At 71.0% G+C, this 24,341-nt stretch carries 21 protein-coding genes and 1 pseudogene; 14 read left to right on the plus strand and 8 right to left on the minus strand.

The genetic code is table 11. From position 1 onward, the window contains the following. Positions 1–99 precede the first annotated feature (99 nt). Positions 100–678: a TetR/AcrR family transcriptional regulator gene (locus ACZ601_RS33370; RefSeq protein ID WP_469545053.1), complete on the plus strand. Its 579-nt coding sequence runs from the start codon at positions 100–102 to the stop codon at positions 676–678. 95 nt (positions 679–773) lie between these two features. On the opposite strand, the pseudogene ACZ601_RS33375 reads toward ACZ601_RS33370, so the two are convergent. Continuing rightward, a pseudogene (locus ACZ601_RS33375) lies at positions 774–1,496 on the minus strand (murein hydrolase activator EnvC family protein); the annotation flags it as partial. A gap of 276 nt (positions 1,497–1,772) precedes the next feature. On the opposite strand from ACZ601_RS33375, the gene rpsB reads away from it, so the two are divergent. The 5 genes from rpsB to ACZ601_RS33400 all read left to right on the plus strand — a co-directional run bounded on the left by rpsB (position 1,773) and on the right by ACZ601_RS33400 (position 6,402). Beyond that, a complete protein-coding gene (gene rpsB, locus ACZ601_RS33380) occupies positions 1,773–2,723 on the plus strand; it encodes a 30S ribosomal protein S2 (protein WP_327339261.1) in 951 nt (316 codons plus the stop codon). Positions 2,724–2,824: 101 nt separating this feature from the next. Then, a complete protein-coding gene (tsf, locus tag ACZ601_RS33385) occupies positions 2,825–3,661 on the plus strand; it encodes a translation elongation factor Ts (RefSeq protein WP_469544946.1) in 837 nt (278 codons plus the stop codon). A 158-nt stretch (positions 3,662–3,819) separates the two neighbouring features. Then, the gene (pyrH, locus tag ACZ601_RS33390; RefSeq protein WP_440576756.1) at positions 3,820–4,596 is read left to right on the plus strand and encodes a UMP kinase; all 777 of its coding nucleotides are present in this window, start codon (positions 3,820–3,822) and stop codon (positions 4,594–4,596) included. A gap of 163 nt (positions 4,597–4,759) precedes the next feature. Then, positions 4,760–5,317, plus strand: a complete 558-nt coding sequence (gene frr, locus ACZ601_RS33395; protein WP_024488459.1) for a ribosome recycling factor — start codon at positions 4,760–4,762, stop codon at positions 5,315–5,317. Next, positions 5,317–6,402, plus strand: coding sequence for a phosphatidate cytidylyltransferase (locus tag ACZ601_RS33400; RefSeq protein ID WP_469544949.1), 1,086 nt, complete (start codon positions 5,317–5,319; stop codon positions 6,400–6,402). Before frr ends, ACZ601_RS33400 begins: the two co-directional genes overlap by 1 nt. A 73-nt stretch (positions 6,403–6,475) precedes the next feature. On the opposite strand, the gene ACZ601_RS33405 is transcribed toward ACZ601_RS33400, so the two are convergent. After that, on the minus strand, positions 6,476–7,003 hold the full coding sequence (locus ACZ601_RS33405) for a hypothetical protein (RefSeq protein ID WP_469544951.1): 528 nt from the start codon (positions 7,001–7,003) through the stop codon (positions 6,476–6,478). A 137-nt stretch (positions 7,004–7,140) separates the two neighbouring features. Here ACZ601_RS33405 and rlmN point away from each other — a divergent pair, with 137 nt between their 5' ends. From rlmN to ACZ601_RS33425, 4 genes are all read left to right on the plus strand, one after another. Next, positions 7,141–8,247: a dual-specificity RNA methyltransferase RlmN gene (rlmN, locus tag ACZ601_RS33410; protein WP_123523265.1), complete on the plus strand. Its 1,107-nt coding sequence runs from the start codon at positions 7,141–7,143 to the stop codon at positions 8,245–8,247. A gap of 273 nt (positions 8,248–8,520) precedes the next feature. After that, the gene (locus ACZ601_RS33415) at positions 8,521–9,624 is read left to right on the plus strand and encodes a thiamine ABC transporter substrate-binding protein (protein WP_469544953.1); all 1,104 of its coding nucleotides are present in this window, start codon (positions 8,521–8,523) and stop codon (positions 9,622–9,624) included. Positions 9,625–9,710: 86 nt separating this feature from the next. After that, entirely contained in the window at positions 9,711–11,324 is a 1,614-nt protein-coding gene (locus tag ACZ601_RS33420; RefSeq protein ID WP_469544955.1) for an ABC transporter permease, read from the plus strand. A gap of 13 nt (positions 11,325–11,337) precedes the next feature. Further along, the gene (locus ACZ601_RS33425) at positions 11,338–12,363 is read left to right on the plus strand and encodes an ABC transporter ATP-binding protein (protein WP_469544958.1); all 1,026 of its coding nucleotides are present in this window, start codon (positions 11,338–11,340) and stop codon (positions 12,361–12,363) included. Between the two features lie 11 nt (positions 12,364–12,374). Here the strand turns inward: ACZ601_RS33425 and ACZ601_RS33430 are convergent, their stop codons facing one another. Together ACZ601_RS33430 and ACZ601_RS33435 are read right to left on the minus strand one after the other, a co-directional pair. Then, positions 12,375–13,076, minus strand: a complete 702-nt coding sequence (locus ACZ601_RS33430) for a response regulator (RefSeq protein WP_469544960.1) — start codon at positions 13,074–13,076, stop codon at positions 12,375–12,377. Continuing rightward, positions 13,070–14,290: a sensor histidine kinase gene (locus tag ACZ601_RS33435; protein ID WP_469544962.1), complete on the minus strand. Its 1,221-nt coding sequence runs from the start codon at positions 14,288–14,290 to the stop codon at positions 13,070–13,072. The genes ACZ601_RS33430 and ACZ601_RS33435 overlap by 7 nt, the downstream gene beginning before the upstream one ends. 142 nt (positions 14,291–14,432) lie before the next feature. On the opposite strand from ACZ601_RS33435, the gene ACZ601_RS33440 reads away from it, so the two are divergent. Both ACZ601_RS33440 and ACZ601_RS33445 read left to right on the plus strand, forming a co-directional pair. Next, the gene (locus tag ACZ601_RS33440) at positions 14,433–15,710 is read left to right on the plus strand and encodes a glycosyltransferase 87 family protein (RefSeq protein ID WP_469544964.1); all 1,278 of its coding nucleotides are present in this window, start codon (positions 14,433–14,435) and stop codon (positions 15,708–15,710) included. Next, positions 15,635–16,795 (plus strand): glycosyltransferase family 4 protein, encoded by a 1,161-nt coding sequence (locus ACZ601_RS33445; RefSeq protein ID WP_469544967.1) that lies wholly within the window; start codon positions 15,635–15,637, stop codon positions 16,793–16,795. Before ACZ601_RS33440 ends, ACZ601_RS33445 begins: the two co-directional genes overlap by 76 nt. A gap of 332 nt (positions 16,796–17,127) precedes the next feature. Here ACZ601_RS33445 and ACZ601_RS33450 read toward each other — a convergent pair whose 3' ends face one another. The 4 genes from ACZ601_RS33450 to ACZ601_RS33465 form a co-directional block, all read right to left on the minus strand. Then, complete coding sequence (locus tag ACZ601_RS33450; protein ID WP_469544969.1) at positions 17,128–18,312, minus strand: hypothetical protein; 1,185 nt, start codon at positions 18,310–18,312, stop codon at positions 17,128–17,130. Further along, positions 18,294–19,031: an ABC transporter ATP-binding protein gene (locus ACZ601_RS33455; RefSeq protein ID WP_440576790.1), complete on the minus strand. Its 738-nt coding sequence runs from the start codon at positions 19,029–19,031 to the stop codon at positions 18,294–18,296. The genes ACZ601_RS33450 and ACZ601_RS33455 overlap by 19 nt, the downstream gene beginning before the upstream one ends. A gap of 255 nt (positions 19,032–19,286) precedes the next feature. After that, positions 19,287–20,666: an aspartate aminotransferase family protein gene (locus ACZ601_RS33460; RefSeq protein WP_440576791.1), complete on the minus strand. Its 1,380-nt coding sequence runs from the start codon at positions 20,664–20,666 to the stop codon at positions 19,287–19,289. Continuing rightward, complete coding sequence (locus ACZ601_RS33465; RefSeq protein WP_024491545.1) at positions 20,651–21,142, minus strand: Lrp/AsnC family transcriptional regulator; 492 nt, start codon at positions 21,140–21,142, stop codon at positions 20,651–20,653. Before ACZ601_RS33465 ends, ACZ601_RS33460 begins: the two co-directional genes overlap by 16 nt. Positions 21,143–21,320: 178 nt before the next feature. Between ACZ601_RS33465 and ACZ601_RS33470 the strand changes: the two genes are divergently transcribed. Continuing rightward, complete coding sequence (locus ACZ601_RS33470) at positions 21,321–22,760, plus strand: gamma-aminobutyraldehyde dehydrogenase (RefSeq protein ID WP_469544971.1); 1,440 nt, start codon at positions 21,321–21,323, stop codon at positions 22,758–22,760. Between the two features lie 261 nt (positions 22,761–23,021). Then, complete coding sequence (locus ACZ601_RS33475; protein WP_440576799.1) at positions 23,022–24,185, plus strand: ABC transporter substrate-binding protein; 1,164 nt, start codon at positions 23,022–23,024, stop codon at positions 24,183–24,185. Positions 24,186–24,341: the final 156 nt, after the last annotated feature.

Here is a 24,341-nt window from a genome sequence, read left to right on the forward strand (position 1 = left end):
CTCGGGCGGCGTCCGGCGCCGGCCGATCGGGGCCACCCGCCCCCCTCCGGGCAGCGGTCGCCGTAGAGTGGAGGCGTGCCCAGGATTCGAGCGGCCTCCGTGGCCGAGCACCGGACCATGCAGCGCGGCGCCCTCCTGGACGCAGCGCGTTCCCTGCTGTCCGAGGGAGGCACGGAGGCGTTGACCTTCCCCGCCCTCGCAGAGCGCACGGGCCTCGCCCGGTCCTCCGTCTACGAGTACTTCCGTTCCCGCGCCGCCGTCGTGGAGGAGCTCTGCACCGTCGACTTCCCCGTCTGGGCGGCCGAGGTGGAGAACGCGATGGAGCGGGCGGATACGCCGGAGGAGAAGATCGAGGCGTACGTACGACGGCAGCTCGATCTCGTGGGGGACCGGCGCCACCGCGCCGTCGTCGCCATCTCCGCGAGCGAACTGGACGCGGGCGCCCGGGAGAAGATCCGCGCCGCCCACGGCGGGCTGATCGCCATGATCGTCGAGGCGCTCGGCAACCTCGGCCACGAGCAGCCCCGGCTGGCGGCGATGCTGCTCCAGGGCTCCGTGGACGCGGCCGTGCGGCGTATCGAACTCACTGTGGCGGAGGAGCCCGCCGTGATCGCGGACACCGCCGTCGCCATGATCCTCTGCGGCGTCCGAGGCGTCCCCGGCGAGCAGACCTCCTGACTCCGGCGCCGCACCACGGCCCCGTACGGGGTCGCGGTCGCGGCACCCCCGCCGCCCGCCGCTCCCACCGGGTCCCCGCCCGGAGGCGGCGCTGGTTCGAGTTCGGGCACACCGGCCACTGGCAGCAGCCGGGACGGTCCGCGCCGCAGCAGCGCGGGCGGCAGCAGTGACAGCGGGTCCAGATACACCGCCGCGCGACGCAGCCCCCAGTGCAGGCAGCCGGACGCGCAGTGGAACGGCCCCGCCGCCATGACCGCCACCACCTGCCCCGCGGTGACCTCTTCCCCCTTCGCGACCAGCGGGCGCACCGGTTCGTATGTGGTCCGCAGCGGCGGATCGCCCGTCTCCGCGAGCTCGATCGCCAGCACCCCCCGTCCCGCGACGCCGCCCGCGAACGAGACCCGGCCGGACGCGGCCGCGAGCACCTCCGTACCCGGTTCGGCCGCGAGATCCACCCCGCGGTGCCCGGGCCCGTAGTCCGTGGCGGGCGGCTCCCATCCCCGTACGACCACGGGCCGGCCCGCCAGCGGCCAGACCCGTCCGCGAGCGGGCGGCGAATCCACCGGCACAGGTGCAGGTGCAGGGGCACGAGTGGCCGGGGGCGCCGTCACGGGCGGGGGCGGCCGGTCGGCGGCGGCCGACGTCCCGCACCACCACCCCGCCGCGAGAAGCGCCGCGGCGGCCACCGCCGACACCGCCCGCGCCAGGCGCCCCGGCCCGACGCCCGGCCTGCCGCCCGGCCCGCCCCGTTCACCGCCCGGTGCGCGGCGGCCTCCGGACCGGACCCGGGATCCGTCCTGGTCAGATGTGTTTCGCATGGCACAACCGTCCCCCGGCGGCCCGGTCCGTGGGGATCATGGACCGGATCTGTGGAGTACCGGCCGGTTGTGGACAGCGCCGTCACCCGGCACTCAGTGGGTCCCGTACACTTCTTGTGGCGATCCGGGTCACCGGGTCGACTTCGCACGCCCCGCCATCTCCCTCTCAACGGAGGTGGCCGCGCTCCTCGGTCCCTCGTGGCACGGCGCGTCGGGGCGTCAGGCGCGACAGCAATCCTGCGGTCGCGATAACCGAGTACCTCAAGGAGTACGGCCATGGCCGTCGTCACGATGCGGGAGCTGCTGGAAAGCGGCGTCCACTTCGGTCACCAGACCCGTCGTTGGAACCCGAAGATGAAGCGCTTCATCTTCACGGAGCGCAACGGCATCTACATCATCGACCTGCTCCAGTCGCTGTCGTACATCGACCGCGCCTACGAGTTCGTCAAGGAGACCGTCGCCCACGGCGGCTCCATCATGTTCGTGGGTACGAAGAAGCAGGCCCAGGAGGCCATCGCCGAGCAGGCGACGCGTGTCGGCATGCCGTACGTCAACCAGCGTTGGCTCGGTGGCATGCTCACCAACTTCTCCACCGTCTACAAGCGCCTTCAGCGTCTGAAGGAGCTTGAGCTCATCGACTTCGAGGACGTGGCCGCCTCCGGCCTCACCAAGAAGGAGCTCCTGGTCCTCTCCCGCGAGAAGGCCAAGCTGGAGAAGACCCTCGGTGGTATCCGCGAGATGCAGAAGGTGCCGAGCGCCGTCTGGATCGTCGACACCAAGAAGGAGCACATCGCCGTCGGTGAGGCGCGCAAGCTCCACATCCCGGTCGTCGCGATCCTGGACACCAACTGCGACCCCGACGAGGTCGACTACAAGATTCCGGGCAACGACGACGCGATCCGCTCCGTCACCCTGCTCACCCGCGTGATCGCCGACGCCGTCGCCGAGGGCCTCATCGCCCGCTCCGGCGCTGCGACCGGCGACTCGAAGCCGGGCGAGAAGGCCGCCGGCGAGCCGCTCGCCGAGTGGGAGCGGGACCTGCTGGAGGGCGACAAGAAGGCCGACGCCGAGGTCCAGACCTCCGCCGAGACCGAGAAGGTCGCGGACGCCGAGGCCGCTGACGCCCCGGCCGCCGCCGAGGCCGCTGCCGAGGCGCCCGCCACCGAGACGCCGGCCGTCGAGGCCCCCGCCGCCGAGGCCCCGGCCGCGGACGGCGAGCAGGCCTGACACCCGTCACGGCTGACGACGGCGGGGGCCGGTGCCGCACAGGCACCGCCCCCGCCGTTCACCCGTAGATCTTTCAGACTTCGAGAGAGAAATTCAGACTCATGGCGAACTACACCGCCGCTGACGTCAAGAAGCTCCGTGAGCTCACCGGCGCCGGCATGATGGACTGCAAGAAGGCGCTCGACGAGGCCGACGGCAGCGTCGAAGGTGCCGTCGAGGCCCTTCGTATCAAGGGCCAGAAGGGCGTCGCCAAGCGCGAGGGCCGTTCGGCCGAGAACGGCGCCGTCGTCTCCCTCATCTCCGAGGACAACACCTCCGGCGTCCTTCTTGAGCTGAAGTGCGAGACGGACTTCGTCGCCAAGGGCGAGAAGTTCCAGGCCGTCGCCAACGCGCTGGCCGCGCACGTCGCCGCCACCTCCCCGGCCGACCTGGCCGCGCTGCTCGCCTCCGAGATCGAGGCCGGCAAGACGGTTCAGGCGTATGTCGACGAGGCCAACGCCAACCTCGGTGAGAAGATCGTCCTGGACCGCTTCGCGCAGTTCAACGGCGCCTACGTCTCCGTGTACATGCACCGCACCATGCCCGACCTGCCGCCGCAGATCGGTGTCCTGGTCGAGCTCGACAAGGCCGACGCGGAGCTGGCGAAGGGCCTTGCCCAGCACATCGCCGCCTTCGCGCCGAAGTACCTCTCCCGCGAGGACGTCCCGGCCGAGATCGTCGAGACCGAGCGTCGTGTCGCCGAGGAGACCACGCGCGCCGAGGGCAAGCCCGAGGCCGCGCTCCCGAAGATCGTCGAGGGTCGCGTCAACGGCTTCTTCAAGGAGGCCACCCTCCTCGGCCAGCCGTACGCGCTGGACAACAAGAAGTCCGTCCAGAAGGTCCTGGACGAGGCCGGTGTCACCCTGAAGCGCTTCTCGCGCATCAAGGTCGGCATCTGAGTCCGTCCGCGAAAAACGGTGGACCCCGATAGGGTCTGGTGCAGTCGACGGCCGCACACCGCCGTACGACCGCAGATCTGACGAGGAGGCCATTGCCGCTGAGGGACATCGGACCCACCGGCAATGGCCTTCTTCGTATGTGCACGAGGAGAATCTCCATGAACAAGGGCGCGGACGCCGCACAAGGTGACCACAGGCGCGACGACGGCAAGGTGCCCGGACGCTTCATGCTGAAGCTGTCCGGAGAGGCGTTCGCCGGTGGCGGGGGTCTCGGTGTCGACCCCGATGTCGTACACGCCATCGCACGCGAGATCGCGGCGGTCGTCCGGGACGGCGCGGAAATCGCGATCGTCATCGGCGGCGGCAACTTCTTCCGCGGCGCCGAGCTCCAGCAGCGCGGTATGGACCGGGCCCGGTCCGACTACATGGGCATGCTCGGCACGGTCATGAACTGCCTGGCGCTCCAGGACTTCCTGGAGAAGGAGGGCATCGACTCCCGCGTCCAGACCGCCATCACCATGGGCCAGGTCGCGGAGCCGTACATCCCGCTGCGCGCCGTACGGCACCTGGAGAAGGGCCGCGTCGTCATCTTCGGCGCCGGTATGGGCATGCCGTACTTCTCCACCGACACCACCGCGGCCCAGCGCGCCCTGGAGATCGACGCCGAGGCGCTGCTGATGGGCAAGAACGGTGTGGACGGGGTCTACGACTCCGACCCGAAGGCCAACCCCGGAGCGGTGAAGTTCGACGCGCTGGAGTACAGCGAGGTGCTCGCCCGCGATCTCAAGGTCGCCGATGCCACCGCCATCACGCTCTGCCGTGACAACCAGCTGCCGATCCTCGTCTTCGAGCTGACGACGGCGGGCAATATCGCCCGCGCCGTCAAGGGTGAGAAGATCGGCTCGCTCGTGAGCGACCGGAGCACCCGGGCCTGAGAACCGGGGGACCGGACCGGGGAGACCCGGTGGTTCCCGGGGCCCGAGCAGGGCCCGAAGGATGGACAACGGCCTGCCGGTCGGACACCGTGCAGGTGAGGACGCGACGCAGGACCCGCCGGGCCCGAGCACGCCGGGCCCACTCAAGACGCAGGAGCACGTGGTGATCGAAGAAACCCTCCTTGAGGCCGAGGAGAAGATGGAGAAGGCCGTCGTGGTCGCGAAAGAGGACTTCGCCGCGATCCGTACCGGCCGTGCGCACCCGGCGATGTTCAACAAGATCGTCGCCGACTACTACGGCGCGCTGACCCCGATCAACCAGCTGGCCTCTTTCTCGGTGCCCGAGCCCCGGATGGCCGTCGTGACGCCGTTCGACAAGACGGCGCTGCGCAACATCGAGCAGGCCATCCGCGACTCCGACCTCGGCGTCAACCCGAGCAACGACGGCAATATCATCCGGGTGAACTTCCCCGACCTCACCGAAGAGCGCCGTCGCGACTACATCAAGGTCGCGAAGACCAAGGCCGAGGACTCCAAGATCTCGATCCGCGCGGTCCGCCGCAAGGCCAAGGAGACCCTCGACAAGCTGGTCAAGGACAAGGAGTCCGGCGAGGACGAGGTCCGTCGTGCCGAGAAGGAGCTCGACGACACCACCGCGAAGTACGTCGCGCAGGTGGACGAGCTGCTGAAGCACAAGGAAGCCGAGCTGCTCGAAGTCTGATGAACGACTCTTCCTGGGGCGTCCCGCAGGACGCCGGCCACGGGGCCGCTTCCGAGATGCGGTCTGTCCCGGCGGGTCCTGCATACGATGTGCATAACGCCCAGCAGACTCGGCCCATGCCCATCGTGCCGGACGTTCCCGACGCAGGTAGAGACGCTGAGAGCCGTGATGACCGGGACCAGGGGGCCGCACGCCTGAGCGGCGGCCCCTTGTTCCGCGACGAGAAGCCGCAGGAGCCCATGTCCACCGCGCCGCCACCTCCGCAGAAGAAACGTGCGGGCCGTGATCTCGGATCCGCCATAGGGGTCGGCGTGGGGCTGGGCGCCGTCGTCGTCGCCTCGCTCTTCATCGTCAAGGCCGTCTTCGTCGGTGTGATCGTGGTCGCCGTCGTCGTCGGCCTCTGGGAGCTCACCTCCCGGCTGGAGGAGCGCAAGGGCATCAAGGCGCCGCTCGTACCCCTCGCGGTCGGCGGCGCCGCCATGGTCGTGGCCGGTTACGCGCGAGGTGCAGAGGGGGCCTGGGCCGCGATGGCGCTGACCGCTCTCGCGGTGCTCGTCTGGCGGATGACCGCACCGCCGGACGGCTACCTCAAGGACGTCACGGCCGGCGTCTTCGCCGCGTTCTACGTACCGTTCCTGGCCACCTTCGTCGCCATGCTCCTGACGGCGGACGACGGGCCGATGCGGGTACTGACCTTCCTGCTGCTGACCGTGGTCAGCGACACCGGCGCCTACGCCGTCGGCTGGCGGTTCGGCAAGCACAAGCTCGCGCCCCGGATCAGCCCCGGAAAGACCCGCGAGGGCCTCTTCGGAGCCGTGAGCTTCGCGATGGTGGCCGGTGCGCTGTGCATGCAGTTCCTGATCGACGACGGCTCCTGGTGGCAGGGCCTGCTGCTCGGCCTCGCGGTCGCCGCCAGCGCCACCCTCGGCGACCTGGGTGAGTCCATGATCAAGCGGGACCTCGGCATCAAGGACATGGGCACGCTGCTCCCCGGGCACGGCGGCATCATGGACCGGCTGGACTCCCTGCTGCCGACCGCGCCGGTGGTCTGGCTGCTCATGGTCCTCTTCGTCGGCTCCGGCTGAGCGTCCGTACGCGTCACCACGGGTGAGGGCCCACCGTTTTCGGACGGTGGGCCCTCACCCGTGTCCGGTGATGTCAGCCACGTTCCCGCAGGGCCGAGCGCATGTGGTGATGGAGCTCCATCGCCCGCTTGCGCATCCACAGGATCCAGGAACAGAACACGACCACGCCCACGGCGAAGACCACAGGAAAGGCCAGCGAGCCCGACGTGGCCCCGAGGACCACCATGCCCACCGCGATCAGGCCCATGAAACCCAGCCAGTAGGGCAGCCACCGGCTGCCCCGCTCCATCTTCCCGAGCTGGTCCTCGACCAGCCGGCGCATGACCGCCCGCTCCTCGGGGTCCGCAGGCACGTCGCGGTGCCGGATCCTTCGGTTGAGGTCGACGACCGTGCCGGGCCTGGCGCCGGTCGCGCGGGCGGTTCTGCGGCGCTGGTACGCCAGGATCCCGATGATCACGGCGGTGTAGAGCAGACTCTGGACCGCCCATAACGCCGGATGATCGCCCCGGCGGAACACGGCTCCGAAGCCCAGTCCCAGGACGAAGAGCACCAGGGCCTGTGCGGCGAGGCTGTGGTTGAACCAGTTCTTCACGGTGTGCACGGCTGGTACCTCCTGCTGAGTCGGCGGGCTGTTCCCGTCTCTCCGGGTACCCCGTCCGGGCATGTTCAGCGGTGCTCCGGGGGCCCCACCGGCGGTGGGCGGGGGCATCGCCGCGTGTCTGCGACACTGGAAGAACCATGCCTAAGCCCGGAGAACTCACTTTCGTCGCGCCCCGCGGAGCCAAGAAGCCGCCGCGGCACCTCGCCGACCTCACGCCCGCCGAGCGCAAGGAAGCCGTCGCCGCGACCGGCGAGAAGCCCTTCCGCGCCCAGCAGCTCTCGCAGCACTACTTCGCCCGGTACGCGCACGACCCCTCGGAGTGGACCAACATTCCGGCCGGGTCGCGGGACAAGCTCGCGGAGGCGTTGTTCCCCGAGCTGATGTCCGTCGTCCGCCACATCAGCTGCGACGACGACACCACCCGCAAGACCCTGTGGAAGCTGCACGACGGGACGCTGGTCGAGTCCGTCCTGATGCGCTACCCCGAGCGCGTCACGATGTGCATCTCCTCGCAGGCCGGCTGCGGGATGAACTGCCCGTTCTGTGCCACCGGGCAGGCCGGTCTCGACCGCAACCTCTCCACCGCGGAGATCGTCCACCAGATCGTGGACGGCATGCGGGCGCTGCGCGACGGCGAGGTCCCCGGAGGTCCGGCGCGGCTCTCCAACATCGTCTTCATGGGCATGGGCGAGCCGCTCGCCAACTACAACCGGGTGGTCGGCTCCATCCGGCGGCTGACCGACCCCGAGCCCGACGGCCTTGGGCTGTCGCAGCGCGGGATCACCGTCTCGACCGTCGGCCTGGTGCCGGCGATGCTGCGCTTCGCGGACGAGGGCTTCAAGTGCCGTCTCGCCGTCTCGCTGCACGCCCCGGACGACGAGCTGCGAGACACCCTCGTCCCGGTGAACACCCGGTGGAAGGTGCGCGAGGTACTGGACGCGGCCTGGGAGTACGCGGAGAAGTCCGGTCGCCGTATCTCCATCGAGTACGCGCTGATCCGGGACATCAACGACCAGGCCTGGCGCGGTGACCGGCTCGGCCGGCTCCTCAAGGGCAAGCGGGTACACGTCAACCTGATCCCGCTCAACCCGACACCGGGCTCGAAGTGGACCGCCTCGCGGCCGGAGGACGAGAAGGCGTTCGTCGAGGCCATCGCCGCCCACGGGGTGCCGGTGACCGTGCGGGACACCCGGGGCCAGGAGATCGACGGGGCCTGCGGACAGCTCGCGGCGTCCGAGCGCTGAGGCCTGCGGCAGCTCGCGGCGTCCCAGCGCTGAGGCCGGAACCGGCCGTGTAGCCTGGGCGTGAAATCAACTTCATATTCCGACAGGGGAGCGCCACAGCGCTGAGAGTGCGGCACCAAGGACAGGTTGGCCGCAGACCCTCTGAACCTCGCCCGGGTCATTCCGGGTAGGAAGTTCGGACCTTACTCAAGCTGTTGCGCCCTGCCCGCTTCCGGTTCTCCACCGGCGCGGGCAGGGCCGCGTCTCTTCCTGGTCACCCCCAGGAGGAATCACATGAGCACCACCAAGAAGATCGCGGTGACGGCCGTCGCCGCCGCGATCGGCGCGACCGCGCTCGCCGGCTGCGGCAGCTCCGACGACGCGTCGTCCGGCTCGTCCGGCACCAAGGGCGCCGGCTCCAAGACCGTCACGCTCGTCAGCCACGACTCCTTCAACGCGTCCAAGGGCGTGCTGAAGGAGTTCACCCGGGAGACCGGCTACACCGTCAAGGTGCTGAAGAGCGGTGACGCGGGCGCCGCCCTCAACCAGGAGATCCTGACCAAGGGATCACCGCGCGGTGACGTGTTCTTCGGCGTCGACAACACCCTGCTCTCGCGCGCCCTCGACAACGGCCTCTTCACGCCGTACGCCGCCAAGGGCCTCGGCCAGGTCGCGTCCGACGTCCAGCTGGACGCGGAGAAGCACCGGGTCACTCCGGTCGACACCGGCGACATCTGCGTCAACTACGACAAGAAGTACTTCGCCGAGAAGAAGCTCGCGCCGCCGAAGACCTTCGGCGACCTGGCGAAGCCCGCGTACAGAAACCTCCTCGTCACCGAGAACGCCGCGACCTCCTCGCCCGGCCTCGGCTTCCTCCTCGGCAGCATCGCCACCTACGGCGAGGACGGCTACCAGGACTACTGGAAGAAGCTGAAGAGCAACGGCGTCAAGGTCGTCGACGGCTGGGAGCAGGCGTACAACGAGGAGTTCTCCGGCTCCGCGGGCGGCAAGAAGGCCAAGGCCGACCGGCCGCTCGTCGTCAGTTACGCCTCCAGCCCGCCCGTCGAGGTGCTGTACGCGGACCCGAAGCCCAAGACCGCCCCGACCGGGGTCGCCACCGGGACGTGCTTCCGGCAGATCGAGTTCGCCGGTCTGCTCGACGGCGCGAAGAACGAGGCGGGCGGCAAGGCCCTGCTGGACTTCATGATCGGGAAGAAGTTCCAGGAGGACATGCCGCTCAACATGTTCGTCAGCCCGGTCACCAAGGGCGCGAAGGTGCCGGAACTCTTCACCAGGTTCGGGGCCACCTCGGACAAGCCCGCGACCGTCGCCCCGGACGCGATCGCCAAGAACCGTGAGCAGTGGGTCCAGTCATGGTCCTCGCTCGTAGTGAAGTAGCGAAGCCTCCCGTACGCGGACCGGGCGCGCGCGGGAAGGCCGCGCGCTCCCGGTCGCGGCGCGGGAGCGCGGTGCGGCTCGGCCTGATGGCCGTGCCCGTCGCCTTCTTCGCGGTGTTCTTCGCCTACCCCGTCGTCGCGATCGTCGGACGCGGGCTCAAGGACGGCGGGGTGTGGCAGTTCGGACGGATCGGCGAGGTGCTGAGCCGGTCCGACATCCAGGACGTCCTCTGGTTCACGCTCTGGCAGGCGCTCGCCTCGACCGCGCTGACCCTGCTGATCGCGCTGCCGGGCGCCTATGTGTTCGCCCGGTTCGACTTTCCGGGCAAGCAGCTGCTGCGGGCGGCCGTCACGGTGCCGTTCGTGCTGCCGACCGTCGTCGTGGGCACCGCGTTCCTCGCGTTGCTGGGGCGCGGCGGCTTCCTCGACGACCTGTGGGGCGTCCGGCTCGACACCACGGTGTGGGCGATCCTGCTGGCCCATGTCTTCTTCAACTACGCGGTCGTCGTGCGCACCGTCGGCGGGCTGTGGTCGCAGCTCGACCCCCGGCAGGAGGAGGCCGCTCGCGTCCTCGGCGCCGGACGGTTCGCCGCCTGGCGGCGGGTGACGCTTCCGGCGCTCGCCCCCGCCGTGGCGGCGGCCGCTCTGATGGTCTTCCTCTTCACCTTCACCTCCTTCGGCGTCGTTCAGATCCTCGGCGGCCCCGGATTCTCCACGCTTGAGGTGGAGATCTACCGCCAGACCGCGCAGCTGCTCGCCCTCCCGACGGCCGCCGTGCTCACGCTCGTGCAGTTCGCCGCGGTCGGCGCGATCCTCGCCCTGCACGCCTGGACCGTACGGCGCCGGGAGACCGCGCTGAAGCTCGTCGACCCGGCGCAGACGGCCCGCAGACCGCGCGGCGCGGGCCAGTGGACGCTGCTCGGAGGCGTCCTGCTGACCGTGCTGGTGCTGATCCTGTTGCCGCTCGCCATCCTGGTGGAGCGCTCGCTCGACCTGCCCGGCGGCCACGGCCTCGGCTACTACCGGGCGTTGGCCTCTGCGGACGCGAACAGCGGTACGTTCCTGGTCGCGCCGCTCGAAGCGATCGGGAACTCGCTCCGGTACGCCCTGGTCGCGTCCGCCATCGCGCTGGTCGTCGGGGGCCTGGCCGCGGCGGCGCTGACCAGGCGGGCCGGGCGGCTGGTCAGGGGCTTCGACGCGCTCCTGATGCTGCCCCTCGGGGTCTCCGCCGTCACCGTCGGCTTCGGTTTCCTGATCACCCTGGACAAGCCGCCGCTCGATCTGCGGACCTCCTGGATCCTGGTCCCGCTCGCCCAGGCCCTGGTCGGGGTGCCGTTCGTCGTACGGACCATGCTGCCGGTGCTGCGCGCGGTGGACGGGCGGCTGCGCGAGGCGGCCGCAGTGCTCGGCGCCTCGCCGCTGCGGGCCTGGCGCGAGGTGGATCTGCCACTGGTGCGCCGGGCGCTGCTGGTGGCGGCGGGCTTCGCGTTCGCCGTGTCGCTCGGGGAGTTCGGCGCCACCGTGTTCATCGCGCGGCCCGACAACCCGACGCTTCCGGTCGCGGTGGCGCGGCTGCTGGGGCGGTCCGGGGATCTCAACTACGGCCAGGCGATGGCCCTCAGCACCATTCTGATGCTCGTGTGCGCGGTCTCCCTGCTGCTGCTCGAACGCATCCGCACCGACCGATCCGGGGAGTTCTAAGGATGCCGACACGATGCTGACACTCGAATCGGCCACGGTGCGCTTCGGTGACCGGGCGGCGCTGGACGCGGTGGAACTGGAGGTCGCGGACCACGAGATCGTCTGTGTGCTGGGACCGAGCGGCAGCGGGAAGTCGACGCTGCTGCGGGTGGTGGCCGGCCTCCAGCACCTGGACGGCGGCCGGGTACTGCTCGACGGCGCGGACCAGGCCGGGGTGCCGGTGCACCGGCGCGGGCTCGGCCTGATGTTCCAGGACCACCAGCTGTTCCCGCACCGGGACGCCGGCGCCAACGTCGCCTTCGGGCTGCGGATGCGCGGCGTGGGCCGGGGTGAGCAGGACCGCAAGGTCGCCGAACTCCTCGATCTGGTGGGGCTGCCCGGCGCCGAGCGGCGGGCCGTCGCCGCGCTCTCGGGCGGCGAGCAGCAGCGCGTCGCCCTGGCACGCGCGCTCGCGCCCCGGCCCAGGCTGCTGATGCTCGACGAGCCGCTCGGCCAGCTCGACCGCAGTCTGCGTGAACGCCTCGTCGTCGAACTGCGCACGCTCTTCGCCCGCCTGGGCACGACCGTGCTCGCCGTCACCCACGACCAGGGCGAGGCCTTCGCACTGGCCGACCGCGTCATCGTGATGCGCGACGGACGCATCGCCCAGGTGGGCACCCCGCTGGAGGTCTGGCAGCATCCCGCGTCGGCCTTCGTCGCCCGCTTCCTCGGCTTCGACAACGTGGTGGAGGCGACGGTCACCGGCGAGGCCGCCGACACGGACTGGGGCAAGGTGCCGGTGCCCGCCGGATCACGGCAGGGGGCCTGCGACCTGCTGGTGCGGCCGGCCGGAGTCCTGATCGGCGCCCCGGAGGACGGCCTGCGCTGCACCGTGGCCGCCCGCACCTTCCGGGGCAACCACGTCGCCGTGACCCTGAACCCGGAGCACGGTCCGGCCCTGGACGCCGAGTGCGCCCTGCGCGGTACACCGGAGGAGGGCGCGGTCGTCGGCGTCACCTTCGACGCGGCGGAGAGCGTCGTACTGCCCGCCGTCTTCTGACTGCCCCGGGGTCACTGGCCGGCGCCCGGCCCCGCCGGCCGTGTCCCGCCCGAGCCGGTCCCGGCCACGACCAGCCCCAGTTCGTACGCCAGGATCACCGCCTGGGCCCGGTCCCGCAGCTCCATCTTCGCGAACAGCCGGTTGATATGGGTCTTGACCGTGTGGGCGGTGATGGTGAGCCGGTCCGCGATGTCGGCGTTCGACAGACCCCGGGCGATCAGGACGAGGACCTCTACCTCCCGGCCGGTCAGGCCATCGACGGAGCGCGCGGGCGGAGCGGCGACCCGCTGGCGGGTGAACTCCGCGATCAGCCGGCCCGTGATGTCCGGGGAGAGCAGCGCCTGGCCGTCGGCCACCACCCGTACCGCGTGGAGCAGTTCGGGGAACGTCGCGTCCTTCAGCAGGAATCCGCTGGCCCCCGCCGTCAGCGCGTCGTACACGTACTCGTCGAGCCCGAACGTCGTCAGCATCAGCGCCCTGGTCGCACCGCCGGAGCCGGTGATGATCTCGCGCGCCGCGTCGATCCCGTTCAGCCCCGGCATCCGGATGTCCAGGAGCGCCAGATCGGGCCGGTGTTCGGCGGCCAGCCGGACCGCCGCGGTGCCGTCCTCCGCCTCGCCCACCACCTCGATGTCCGGCTGGGTGGCGAGCAGCCCGGCGAACGCGGTCCTTACGACGGCCTGGTCGTCGGCGACCATCACCCGGATCACCACGGGAGCTCGGCCTCGACGAGAAAGCCGCCGCCCGGACCCCGGCCCGCGGTGAGCCTGCCACCGAGCAGCGCCGCCCGCTCGTTCATCCCGACCAGCCCGTGGCCGGTGCCCTCGGCCAGCGGCCCGCGCGGCCCCGGCCCGTCGTCCCCGACGCGGACGGCCAGCAGACCAGTCTTGTAGACGAGCTCCACCACCGCCCGAGCCCCCGGTGCGTGGCGCCGCACATTGGTCAGCGCCTCCTGCACGATACGGAAGGCCGACAGCTCCCAGGAGGGTGGCAGCTCCGGCCGCTCACCGCTGATCCGCAGCTCGGCCGTGCCCCCCACCGCCCGGTGCTGCTCCACCAGTTCGTCCAGCCCGGCCAGTGTCGGCTGCGGGGCCGTCGCCGTACCCGGCGCCCGGTCGGTGCGCAGCACACCGAGCATCCGCCGCAACTCGCTCATCGACGCACGCGCCGTCTCCGCGATCTGCTGGAAGGCGTCCCTGGCCTGCGGGGACAGCCCGGGGGTGGTGTAGGTCGCCCCCTCCGCCTGCACGGCGATCATGGACACGGAGTGGGCGATCATGTCGTGCAACTCCCTCGCGATGGCGGCCCGTTCCGCCTCCGCCGCTTGCCGTCGCTCCATCACCAGCAGTCTGGACTGGGCTGCCGCCCGCTCCTTGCGGGTCTCCTCCCGTGCACGCACCGCGTCCCCCATGCTCACGGCCCCCAGGATCACGACCGTCAGGGCCAGCGTCTCGGCGTACAGCCCGAGGCTGAACCGGTCGGTTCCCTGGATCATGGGCAGCCCCGGTGAACCGGCGCGTGCCCAGCGGTCGATGTGCACGAGGTTGACGGTGAGCGAGGCCAGCGCACCGCCGAGGACGAGCAGGGCCGGGTGCTGCACACGATGGCGGCCGAGCGTATAGCTGCCTATCAGAGTGCCGGCCACGGTCGCGTAGGCCATGTTGCCGTCGGTCCCGAAGCTCAGCAGGGCCGCGCCGACGGTCAGGAAGCCGACGGCGGGCCGCGTGCCCCGCCACATCAGGGAGGCCGTACAGACCAGCACCCCGAACGTGGTGATCACCGACCCCGGAACGGCGATCAGCTCCCCCGTCGCGAACAGCGTCAGCGCGCCCCCGGTCAGCCATGGGTAGGCGGGCGCCGCCGCCCACCGGCGCGCCCACAGGCGCACCCGCTGGACCCGTGCGCGCGGCGTGATCGTGCTGTTCATACAAAGGATTGTTCGGTACGAGCGGCCGTCAGCGCATCGGAGCAGGGGTGGAATTCCCCGTCGCATCTCATGCCACGGGTTGAGAACGAACACCGGATTCCGGTGTGACGTGCCGTCGGAGCCGCGTTCCTAGCCTCGGTTCATGGACGTGACAGCAGGTCCCGCGGCGGCAGCGGTGGCCGTATCCACCTCGCAACGCGGAGCCCGCGCCGCCCTGTTCGGTCCTGGCCCCGCTCGCGCCGCGGCCGGGTGGGCCGGCTGTACTGCGGCGGCCCTGCTCCTCGCGTTGTGTTCCGGACTCGCTCCGCACCGGATCTGGGGTGCCTCGGCCGCCGTCGGATACGCGGGCGCGGTGTGGCCCGCCGCCCGGGGGAGGCACCGCATGGCGGCCGCGCTCGCGGCCGTCGGTGCGGTGGGGCTGCCGCTGCTGGTCCTTGTGCTCATGGGCCGGGCGCAGCTGGAGGTGGAAGTCGTCTCCCGCTCGGCGCGGTTGCTGCTGACGACCGGAACTCCGTACGCCCCCGATCCCGTGGCGGTGGCGGACTTCGACCCCTACCTCCCCGCGATGGCGGTCTTCGGGATTCCGCGCGTGCTCTTCGGCGCGGGGCCGCTGACCGATCCCCGGCTGTGGACCGGGGCCGCGTTCCTCGGGGCACTCGCACTCTGCGCCAGGCGTCCGTCGCTGCTCGCGCTGGCCGCCTGCCCCTTCGTCGCGCTGCCGCTGGCGGTGGGCGGCGTCGATCTTCCGGTGGCCGGGCTCATGTGCCTGGGCCTCTCACTGGCCGGACGGGACAGGCCGGTTGCCGCCGGAGTGGTGACGGGGCTGGCCGCGGCCCTCAAGTGGACGGCCTGGCCGACGTTCCCGGTGGCCGTCGTGCTTCTGATGTCGATGCGCAGGGGTGGCACCGCGCGGCCCGGATCGCCGCTGCGCTGCGCTCTGGTGGCATTGCTCACCACCGCCGTACTCGTGCTCCCGGCAGCACTGCGTGATCCGGCGTCCTTCGCCACGCACGTCGTCGGCTACCCGCTCGGCCTGACCGACGCCGTGTCACCGGCCGCCAGCCCCTTCCCAGGACATCTGCTCGCCGCCGGGCTGCCCGGAGGCCGGGCCATCGCGCTCGTGCTGCTCCTCTGCTGCGCCCTGGCGCTGGCCGGTTCGCTCGTCGTCCGGCCGCCCGGCACGGCATCCGCCGCCGCACTGCGGCTGGCTCTCGGGCTGGGCCTCGCCACCGTCCTCATGCCCGCCACCCGATTCGGCTACCTCGTCTATCCGCTGGTCCTCGCCGTCTGGGCCGTGTCGCAGCACGGCACAGCGACCCGGCCCGAACCCGAAGGAACGCTCCGATGGCCCGCACTCTCGTCGTCACCAACGACTTCCCGCCCCGGCAGGGCGGCATCGAGACGTTCGTCCATGCGATGACCAGCCGGTTTCCCGCTGGTTCAGTGGTCGTCTACACCTCGTCCGAGCCCGGGGCCGCCGCGCACGACGCCGCGCTGCCCTACCCGGTGATCCGCGACCGGGCCCGGACGCTGCTGCCCACGCCGCGCGTCGCGGGCCGGGCGGCCGCTCTGGCCCGGCGGTACGGTTGCGACCGCGTCTGGTTCGGCGCCGCCGCGCCGCTGGCCCTGATGGGCGACCGGCTGCGCCGGGAGGCCGGGGTGCGGCGGATCGTGGCCACCACTCACGGCCACGAGGTGTGGTGGGCGCGCACCCCCGGTGCCCGGTCGCTCCTGCGGCGGATCGGGTCGGTCACGGACACCGTCACCCATCTCGGAGAGGCGACCCGGCTGCCGATCGCCGCCGCCCTCGGACCGGTTGCCGCGCGCCGGATGGTGCGCCTGGTGCCCGGGGTGGACGCCGACGCCTTCCGGGTCCGCCCGGGGGCGAGCACGGTCCGGCGGCGGTACGGGCTGGACGACCGGCCGGTGATCCTCTGCGCCGCGCGGCTCGTTCCCCGCAAGGGCCAGGACATGCTGGTACGCGCGCTGCCCGAGGTCAGGCGGGCAGTGCCGGGAACGACGCTGCTGCTGGTCGGCGACGGCCCCGGCGCGCGCTCGCTGCCCCACGCGGCAGCCTCGGCCGGGCTCACGGACGCGGTGGTCCTGGCCGGCGGGCACCCGCATGCGGCGATGCCGGAGTTCTTCGCGTCGGCCGATGTCTTCGCGATGCCGTGCCGCACCCGGCGCCGGGGCCTGGAGGTGGAGGGCCTCGGCATCGTGTTCCTGGAGGCCGCCGCGGCGGGACTGCCGGTACTGGCCGGGGACTCGGGCGGCGCGGCCGACACGGTGTGCGACGGGGTGACCGGGCACCTGGTCGACGGGCGGGACGTGGCGGCCATCGCGGCCCGGCTCATCGGCCTCCTCCACGACCGCGTCACGGCTGCGGCGATGGGGGAGAGGGGGCGCGACCGGGTGCGGGCGGAGTGGGGCTGGGACGGGACGTACGAGAGGTTGGCGGGGCTGCTGGCCGACGGTGCGCGGCGGCGCGACGGCGGTGCGCGGTGAACGGTGTCCGCAGGGCGAGCCCGGCTGCCTCACGGACAGCCGGGCGAGCTTCCGGCTGCTTCCTCCGCCGTGCCGACGAGCGCGCTACGGGACCGCATCGGCCGGGGCGGCGAGTGCCCGCAACGGCGGCCACGCGGGCGGTCCCCGGGGCGGCGGCCACGCGGGCAGTCCCGGGGGCGGCGGCCACGCGGGCAGTCCCCGTGGCCAGTGCTCCGGCACGCCGAGCGGCCTTGCCCCAGCCAGGAGTTCCTCCAGCGCCAGGCCCGGAACCGGCGAGGAGAACGAACGTCCGGTGCCGGCCGTTCAGCCGGTCAAACGTCCGGTGTCGCCGTTCAGCCGGTCAGCGGCAGAGCGGCCAGCTCCGCGATCGCCCAGGTCAGCGGCGCGAAGACCAGGAGCAGCGCGGCAGCGCGCAGCGCTGTCGCGGCCCGCAGTGCCGAGGCCGGGGCGCCGAGCCGCAGCAGGGCCTGTGCCGTTTCCGCGCGGGCCTGCCTCGCCTCCAGAGCCGAGGTCAGCAGCGTCGCCGTCGTGCAGCCGATGACGAGTACGGCGCCGAGGGCGGTGAGCGGTCCGAAGGGGCGGGGGCCCGTCCCGTACAGCGCGAAGGCGGCGATGACCGCAGAGAGCACCGCGCAGACGACGCCCAGCGGCCGGCCGATCCGGCGCGCCTCGTCCATCAGCACCCGGCCCGCCAGCAGCCGTACGGCTCCGGGGCGCACCGCCTGGAGCAGCCGTCCGGCGAGATGGGTCAGCCCGGGGCCCGCCGTGGCGAGGCCGATCGCCGTCAGCGTCCACCCCACCAGGACCCAGACCGGGGTGGAGTCCAGCTTTCCGGGCAGCGGGAACGGGCTGCCGGACGAGCCCCGGCTCGCGTACGCCTCGACCGCGAGGCCGGCGGCCGTCAGGGCAACGCCCCACGGCAGCCCGGCAGGCGGCGCCGCCGGAGCCGGTACCTGCTCCTCGGGCAGCAGGTCCCGCGCACCGTCCCGTACGCCCGCCGCCCGCACCGGACTGGTGCGCAGCGCCAGCGCGCTCGCGGTCGCCGCCGCCGCGGGCACCAGGGTCAGCAGGACCACGACGGCGGCCAGTGGCAGCGACGCGTCCGCGCCCAGCAGCCCGGCCGCCGCGCCGTCGAACGGCAGCCCGGACAGGTCGCCGCGCAGATGGAGGAAGAAGAGCAGCGCCACCATGGAGCCGAGGGTGCACGAGACGGCGGTGGAGACCGCGGCGAGCACACTGAGCCGGACCGGGCCCAGGCCCACGGCGGACAGTCCGGGGCGCGGGCGGGTGCTCGGGTCGGTCCGGGCCACCGCGACCGCGAACTGCACGGTGGCGGCGAGCGGCACGAAGCACCACAGCAGCCGCAGCACAGAACCGGCGGAGTGCGCCGGGTGCCCGGAGGCGTAACCCAGGGTGCACAGCAGGAGGAAGCCGACCCCGGCGGAGGCGGCCGCGACCAGCAGCCGCCGCACCAGGACCAGCGGATGGGAACCGCGGGCTAGACGGAGAGCGAGCACGCCGCGCGACCCTCCGTGTCGGTCCCGGCGGCCGGCTTGACCGTGGCGACCCGGCGCCCGTCCAGCAGCGGCACCGTGCGGTCCGCGAGGCCGGCGATCTCCGCGTCGTGCGTGGCGAGGACCACCGTGATGCCGTGCGAGCGGGCCGCGCTGGTCAGGGTGCGCAGGACATGGGTGCGGTCGGTGCGGTGCAGGGTCGCGGTGGGCTCGTCGGCGAAGATCACCGCGGGGGCGGTGGCCAGTGCGCGGGCCACCGAGATCCGCTGCCGCTGGCTCTGCTGGAGGGTGTGCGGCCGCTTCCTGGCGCACATGCCGATGTCGAGGCGCTCCAGCCACTCCATGGCGGCCTTCTTGGCCTCCCGGTGCGAGACGCCGCGCAGCAGCAGCGGAAGGGCGGTGTTCTCCCAGGTGGTCAGCTCCGGGACGAGTTGCGGCTCGGGGGCGATCCAGCCGAACTTGTCGCGGCGCAGCCGTTCGCGCAGCCGGGGCCCCATGGTGTGGACGGGGACGCTGTTGAACCACACCTCGCCCTCGGTGGGCACCAGTTGGCCGGACAGGCAGTGCAGCAGGGTCGTCTTGCCGCTGCCGCGCGGGCCGGTCACGGCGAGGATCTCGCCGTCGCGGATCCCCAGGGACACCCCGCCGAGCGCGGGTGAGCCGTTGTGGGAGTGGTGCAGGGAGCGCGCCCAGATCACGTCGTTGTCCGGCGGGGCCACCATGGCGTACACCTCGGTTCAGATCAGATATCCCGTTCCCCCGTACGGGGGAACGAAGAGAGGGCCGATCGGTCACTCGGCACCGTAAGGATTCCGACCGCGGTGTGCGCACAGCACGCGGCCCGGGTGCGCTTCTTCCCACTCGATTGGGCGCATCCGGGCCGCGTGGACCGTATGAAATGACCGCTGGAGGACCGTCCGTGGAAGGTCAAGCGGTGGTCAAACCGGGCTCGCTCGATCAGCCGGTCGAGCGATCGGTCAGAGCTTCGTCCAGGCCTCCGTCAGGACGGACCGCAGGATGGACTCGATCTCGTCGAACGTGGACTGGTCGGAGATCAGTGGCGGCGCGAGCTGGACGACCGGGTCGCCCCGGTCGTCGGCCCGGCAGTACAGGCCGCTCTCGTACAGCGCCTTGGAGAGGAAGCCGTACAGGACGCGCTCGGTCTCCTCTTCGGTGAACGTCTCCTTGGTGGCCTTGTCCTTGACCAGCTCGATGCCGTAGAAGAAGCCGTTGCCCCGGACGTCACCGACGATCGGCAGGTCGTGGAGCTTCTGGAGCGTGGTGAAGAAGGCGTTCTCGTTGTCGAGGACGTGCTGGTTGAGGCCTTCCTTCTCGAAGATGTCGAGGTTGGCGAGGCCGACCGCCGCGGAGACCGGGTGGCCGCCGAAGGTGTAGCCGTGCAGGAAGGTGTTGTCGCCCTCGTAGAACGGCTCGGCGAGCCTGTCCGAGATGATGCAGGCGCCTATCGGGGAGTAGCCGGAGGTCATGCCCTTGGCGCAGGTGATCATGTCCGGTACGTAGCCGAACTTGTCGCAGGCGAACATCGTGCCGAGCCGGCCGAACGCGCAGATGACCTCGTCGGAGACGAGCAGTACGTCGTACTGGTCGCAGATCTCGCGCACGCGCTGGAAGTAGCCGGGCGGGGGCGGGAAACAGCCGCCGGCGTTCTGCACCGGCTCCAGGAAGACGGCCGCGACGGTCTCCGGACCCTCGAACAGGATCTCCTGCTCGATCTGGTCGGCGGCCCAGCGGCCGAAGGCCTCCGGGTCGTCGCCGAAGAGCGGGGCGCGGTAGATGTTGGTGTTCGGCACCTTGTGCGCGCCGGGGACCAGCGGCTCGAAGGGGGCCTTGAGGGCGGGCAGTCCGGTGATGGACAGGGCGCCCTGCGGGGTGCCGTGGTAGGCGACCGCGCGCGAGATGACCTTGTACTTGGTCGGCTTGCCCTTGAGCTTGAAGTACTGCTTCGCCAGCTTCCACGCGGTCTCGACGGCCTCGCCGCCGCCAGTGGTGAAGAAGACCTTGTTGAGGTCGCCCGGGGCGTAGTCCGCGAGGCGCTCGGCCAGTTCGACGGCCTTCGGGTGGGCGTAGGACCACACCGGGAAGAAGGCCAGCTCCTGCGCCTGCTTGTACGCGGCCTCCGCGAGCTCGCGGCGGCCGTGGCCGGCGTTGACCACGAACAGGCCGGACAGCCCGTCGAGGTAGCGCTTGCCCTGGTCGTCGAAGATGTAGGTGCCCTCGCCACGCACGATGGTGGGAACGGGCGCGTTCTCGTAGTCCGACATGCGGGTGAAGTGCATCCACAGGTGGTCGTACGCGGTCCGGCTGAGGTCCTTGCTCACGGCTATCGGGTTCCCCACATATAGGTCTGCTTCTTGAGCTTGAGGTAGACGAAGCTCTCGGTGGAGCGCACTCCGGGAATGGCCCGGATGCGTGTGCTGATCGTCTCCAGCAGGTGGTCGTCGTCCTCGCAGACGATCTCCACCATCAGGTCGAAGGAGCCCGCGGTCATCACCACGTACTCGCACTCGGTCATGGCCGACAGGGCCTCCGCGACGGGGTCGAGGTCGCCCTCGACGTTGATCCCGACCATCGCCTGCCGTCTGAACCCCACGGTGAGCGGATCGGTGACGGCGACGATCTGCATCACGCCCTGGTCGAGCAGCTTCTGGACGCGCTGCCGCACGGCCGCCTCGGAGAGGCCGACGGCCTTGCCGATCGCGGCGTACGGACGGCGTCCGTCCTCCTGGAGCTGTTCGATGATCGCGAGGGACACGGCATCGACCGTTGAGGACGATCCGTTCCCGGTCCTGGAGTCTGCGCTGCGACTGGCCACGGAGCCACTGTGCACCGGGACTCGTCTGTCTCGCAACCCTCGATCGATGAAATTCGTTGTTGAGGGACCTGAATCTCACCGAATCCGAAGTTAACGGCGGTTGGGTATGTCGAAAGCGTTACCCGAGCGACTACGCTGGGCGTCTCACCCATTGGACTTCAGAGCAGGAGGGCCGGCTGTGACCACCGAGGTGCGCCGTCTGCGCAACTACATCAACGGAGAGTTCCGCGACGCCGCCGACGGGCGGACCATCGACGTGGTCAACCCGGTGACGGAAGAGGTCTACGCGACGTCCCCGCTCTCCGGCGCCGCCGACGTCGACGCCGCCATGGAGGCCGCCGCTGCGGCCTTCCCCGCCTGGCGCGACGTCACCCCCGCCGAGCGCCAGCGCGCCCTGCTGAAGATCGCGGACGCCTTCGAGGAGCGTGCGGAGGACCTCATCGCGGCCGAGTCCGAGAACACCGGCAAGCCGGTCGGGCTCACCCGCACGGAGGAACTCCCGCCGATGGTCGACCAGATCCGCTTCTTCGCGGGTGCTGCCCGGCTGCTGGAGGGCCGCTCTGCCGGCGAGTACATGGAGGGGCTGACCTCCATCGTCCGCCGCGAGCCGGTCGGGGTCTGTGCCCAGGTCGCGCCGTGGAACTACCCGATGATGATGGCCGTCTGGAAGTTCGCCCCGGCGCTGGCCGCGGGCAACACGGTGGTGATCAAGCCGTCCGACACCACCCCGGCCTCCACCGTGCTGATCGCGGAGATCATCGGGCAGATCCTGCCCAAGGGCGTCTTCAACGTCATCTGCGGCGACCGGGACACCGGCCGCGCGATGGTGGAGCACCGGATCCCGGCGATGGCCTCCATCACGGGTTCGGTCCGGGCCGGCATGCAGGTCGCGGAGTCCGCCGCGAAGGACGTCAAGCGGGTCCACCTGGAGCTCGGCGGCAAGGCGCCGGTCGTCGTGTTCGAGGACACCGACATCGCCAAGGCCGTCGAGGACATCTCGGTCGCCGGCTACTTCAACGCCGGCCAGGACTGCACGGCCGCCACCCGCGTGCTGGTCCACGAGTCCATCCACGACGAGTTCGTCACCGCGCTGGCCAAGGCCGCCGCCGACACGAAGACCGGGCAGCCGGACGACGAGGACGTGCTCTACGGCCCGCTCAACAACGCCAACCAGCTCGCCCAGGTCAGCGGCTTCATCGAGCGCCTCCCCGCCCACGCCAGGGTCGAGGCGGGCGGCCACCGGGTCGGCGAGAAGGGGTACTTCTACGCCCCGACCGTCGTCTCGGGCCTCAAGCAGGACGACGAGATCATCCAGCACGAGGTCTTCGGCCCGGTCATCACCGTCCAGTCGTTCAGGGACGAGGCGCAGGCGCTGGAGTGGGCCAACGGCGTCGAGTATGCCCTGGCCTCCTCGGTGTGGACCAAGGACCACGCCCGTGCCATGCGGATGTCCAAGAACCTCGACTTCGGCTGCGTGTGGATCAACACCCACATCCCGCTCGTCGCCGAGATGCCGCACGGCGGGTTCAAGAAGTCCGGCTACGGCAAGGACCTCTCCGCGTACGGCTTCGAGGACTACACCCGGATCAAGCACGTCATGACCTCGCTCGACGGCTGACCGCCGCTCGAACGGTACGGACCTCGACGGCTGAGCGCCGCTCGACCGGTACGGATACGGCCCCCGGGCGCACTGTGCGAGTGCCCCGGGGGCCGTATCCGTGTTTCCGGGGAGCGCGGGGGTCGGTATCCGCGCTTGCCGGTTCCGCCCGCCCTCGACAGGGTGTGCGCGGCGGACGGCCACCGCTGGACGGTTGGTCCATTGCCCGCCGTACCCCCCGACGGGCATCCTGCGCAGGTGCGAGCGATCCCGAAGAACCCCATGTCCCGCCGGTCCCTGCTCCGCGCCCTCGGGGCGGGGGCGGCCGGTGTCACGCTGGCCGGCTGCGGAGTGCCCGCCGCCTATGTGAAGCCGGGCGACCGGGCCGGGCGCGACTCCTCCGCCAGTGACCACACCCTGCACTTCGCCAACTGGCCGCTCTACATCGACACCGACGACAAGAACCAGTCGAAGCGGCCCACCCTGGACGCCTTCAGCAAGCGCACCGGGATCTCCGTCACGTACACCGAGGAGATCAACGACAACGACGAGTTCTTCGGGAAGATCAGCCCCGCGTTGATGAACCACCAGCAGACCGGGCGCGACCTCATCGTCATCAGCGACTGGATGGCCGCCCGGTTCGTCCGGCTCGGCTGGGTCCAGGAGATGGACCGGGCCAAGCAGCCCAACGTGGCGAAGTACCTCGATCCGCAGCTGCGCTCGCCCGCCTTCGACAAGGGCCGTACCCACAGCGTCCCCTGGCAGTCCGGGATCACCGGCATCGCGTACAACCGCAAGCGGCTGGGCCGCGAGATCAAGCACCTGAGCGATCTGTGGGCGCACGATCTGCGCGGCAAGGTGACGCTGCTCTCCGGGCTGGACGAGTCCTTCGCGCTGCTGATGCAGGGCAACGGGGTCGACATCACCCGCTGGAAGCGCGACGACTTCTACGACATCTGCGAGCAGGTGGAGAAGCTGGTGCGGACGAAGCACATCCGCCGCTTCACCGGCAACGACTACATCAAGGACCTCTCCACCGGGGACGTGCTCGCCTGTCAGGCCTACTCCGGTGACGTCATCCAGCTCCAGGCGGACAACCCGGAGATCGAGTTCGTCGTGCCGGAGGAGGGTGCCGAGCTCTGGGCGGAATCGCTCATGATCCCCAACCTCGCCCACCACAAGCGCAACGCGGAGAAGCTCGTCGACTACTACTACGAGCCCGAGGTCGCCGCGGAACTGGCGACCTGGGTCAACTACGTCTGCCCGGTCCCGGCAGCCCGCGAGGTGCTGGCCTCCGCCAAGGACGAGGAGACCGCCGCACTCGCAGAGGATCCGCTGATCTTCCCCGACGACGCCATGCGCAAGCGGCTGGCGATCGCCCGCGACATCACCTCCGAGGAGCGCACCGAGTTCGCCAAGAAGTGGAACTCCATCGTCGGGTTGTGAGGGAACCGCTTCGATCGCCCGTGGCCAGGGCTTTCGGCGGGCACTGAAGACCAGGAACCGGCATCACGCGGAACGCGCGTGGTGCCGGTTCTTCGTGGTGCGGCCCGGGTCTCTTCACGCTGCGTCTGGGCGACAGTTGGTTGTTTCAACGTGCTG

This window comes from Streptomyces sp. NPDC104307 (assembly GCF_055584045.1).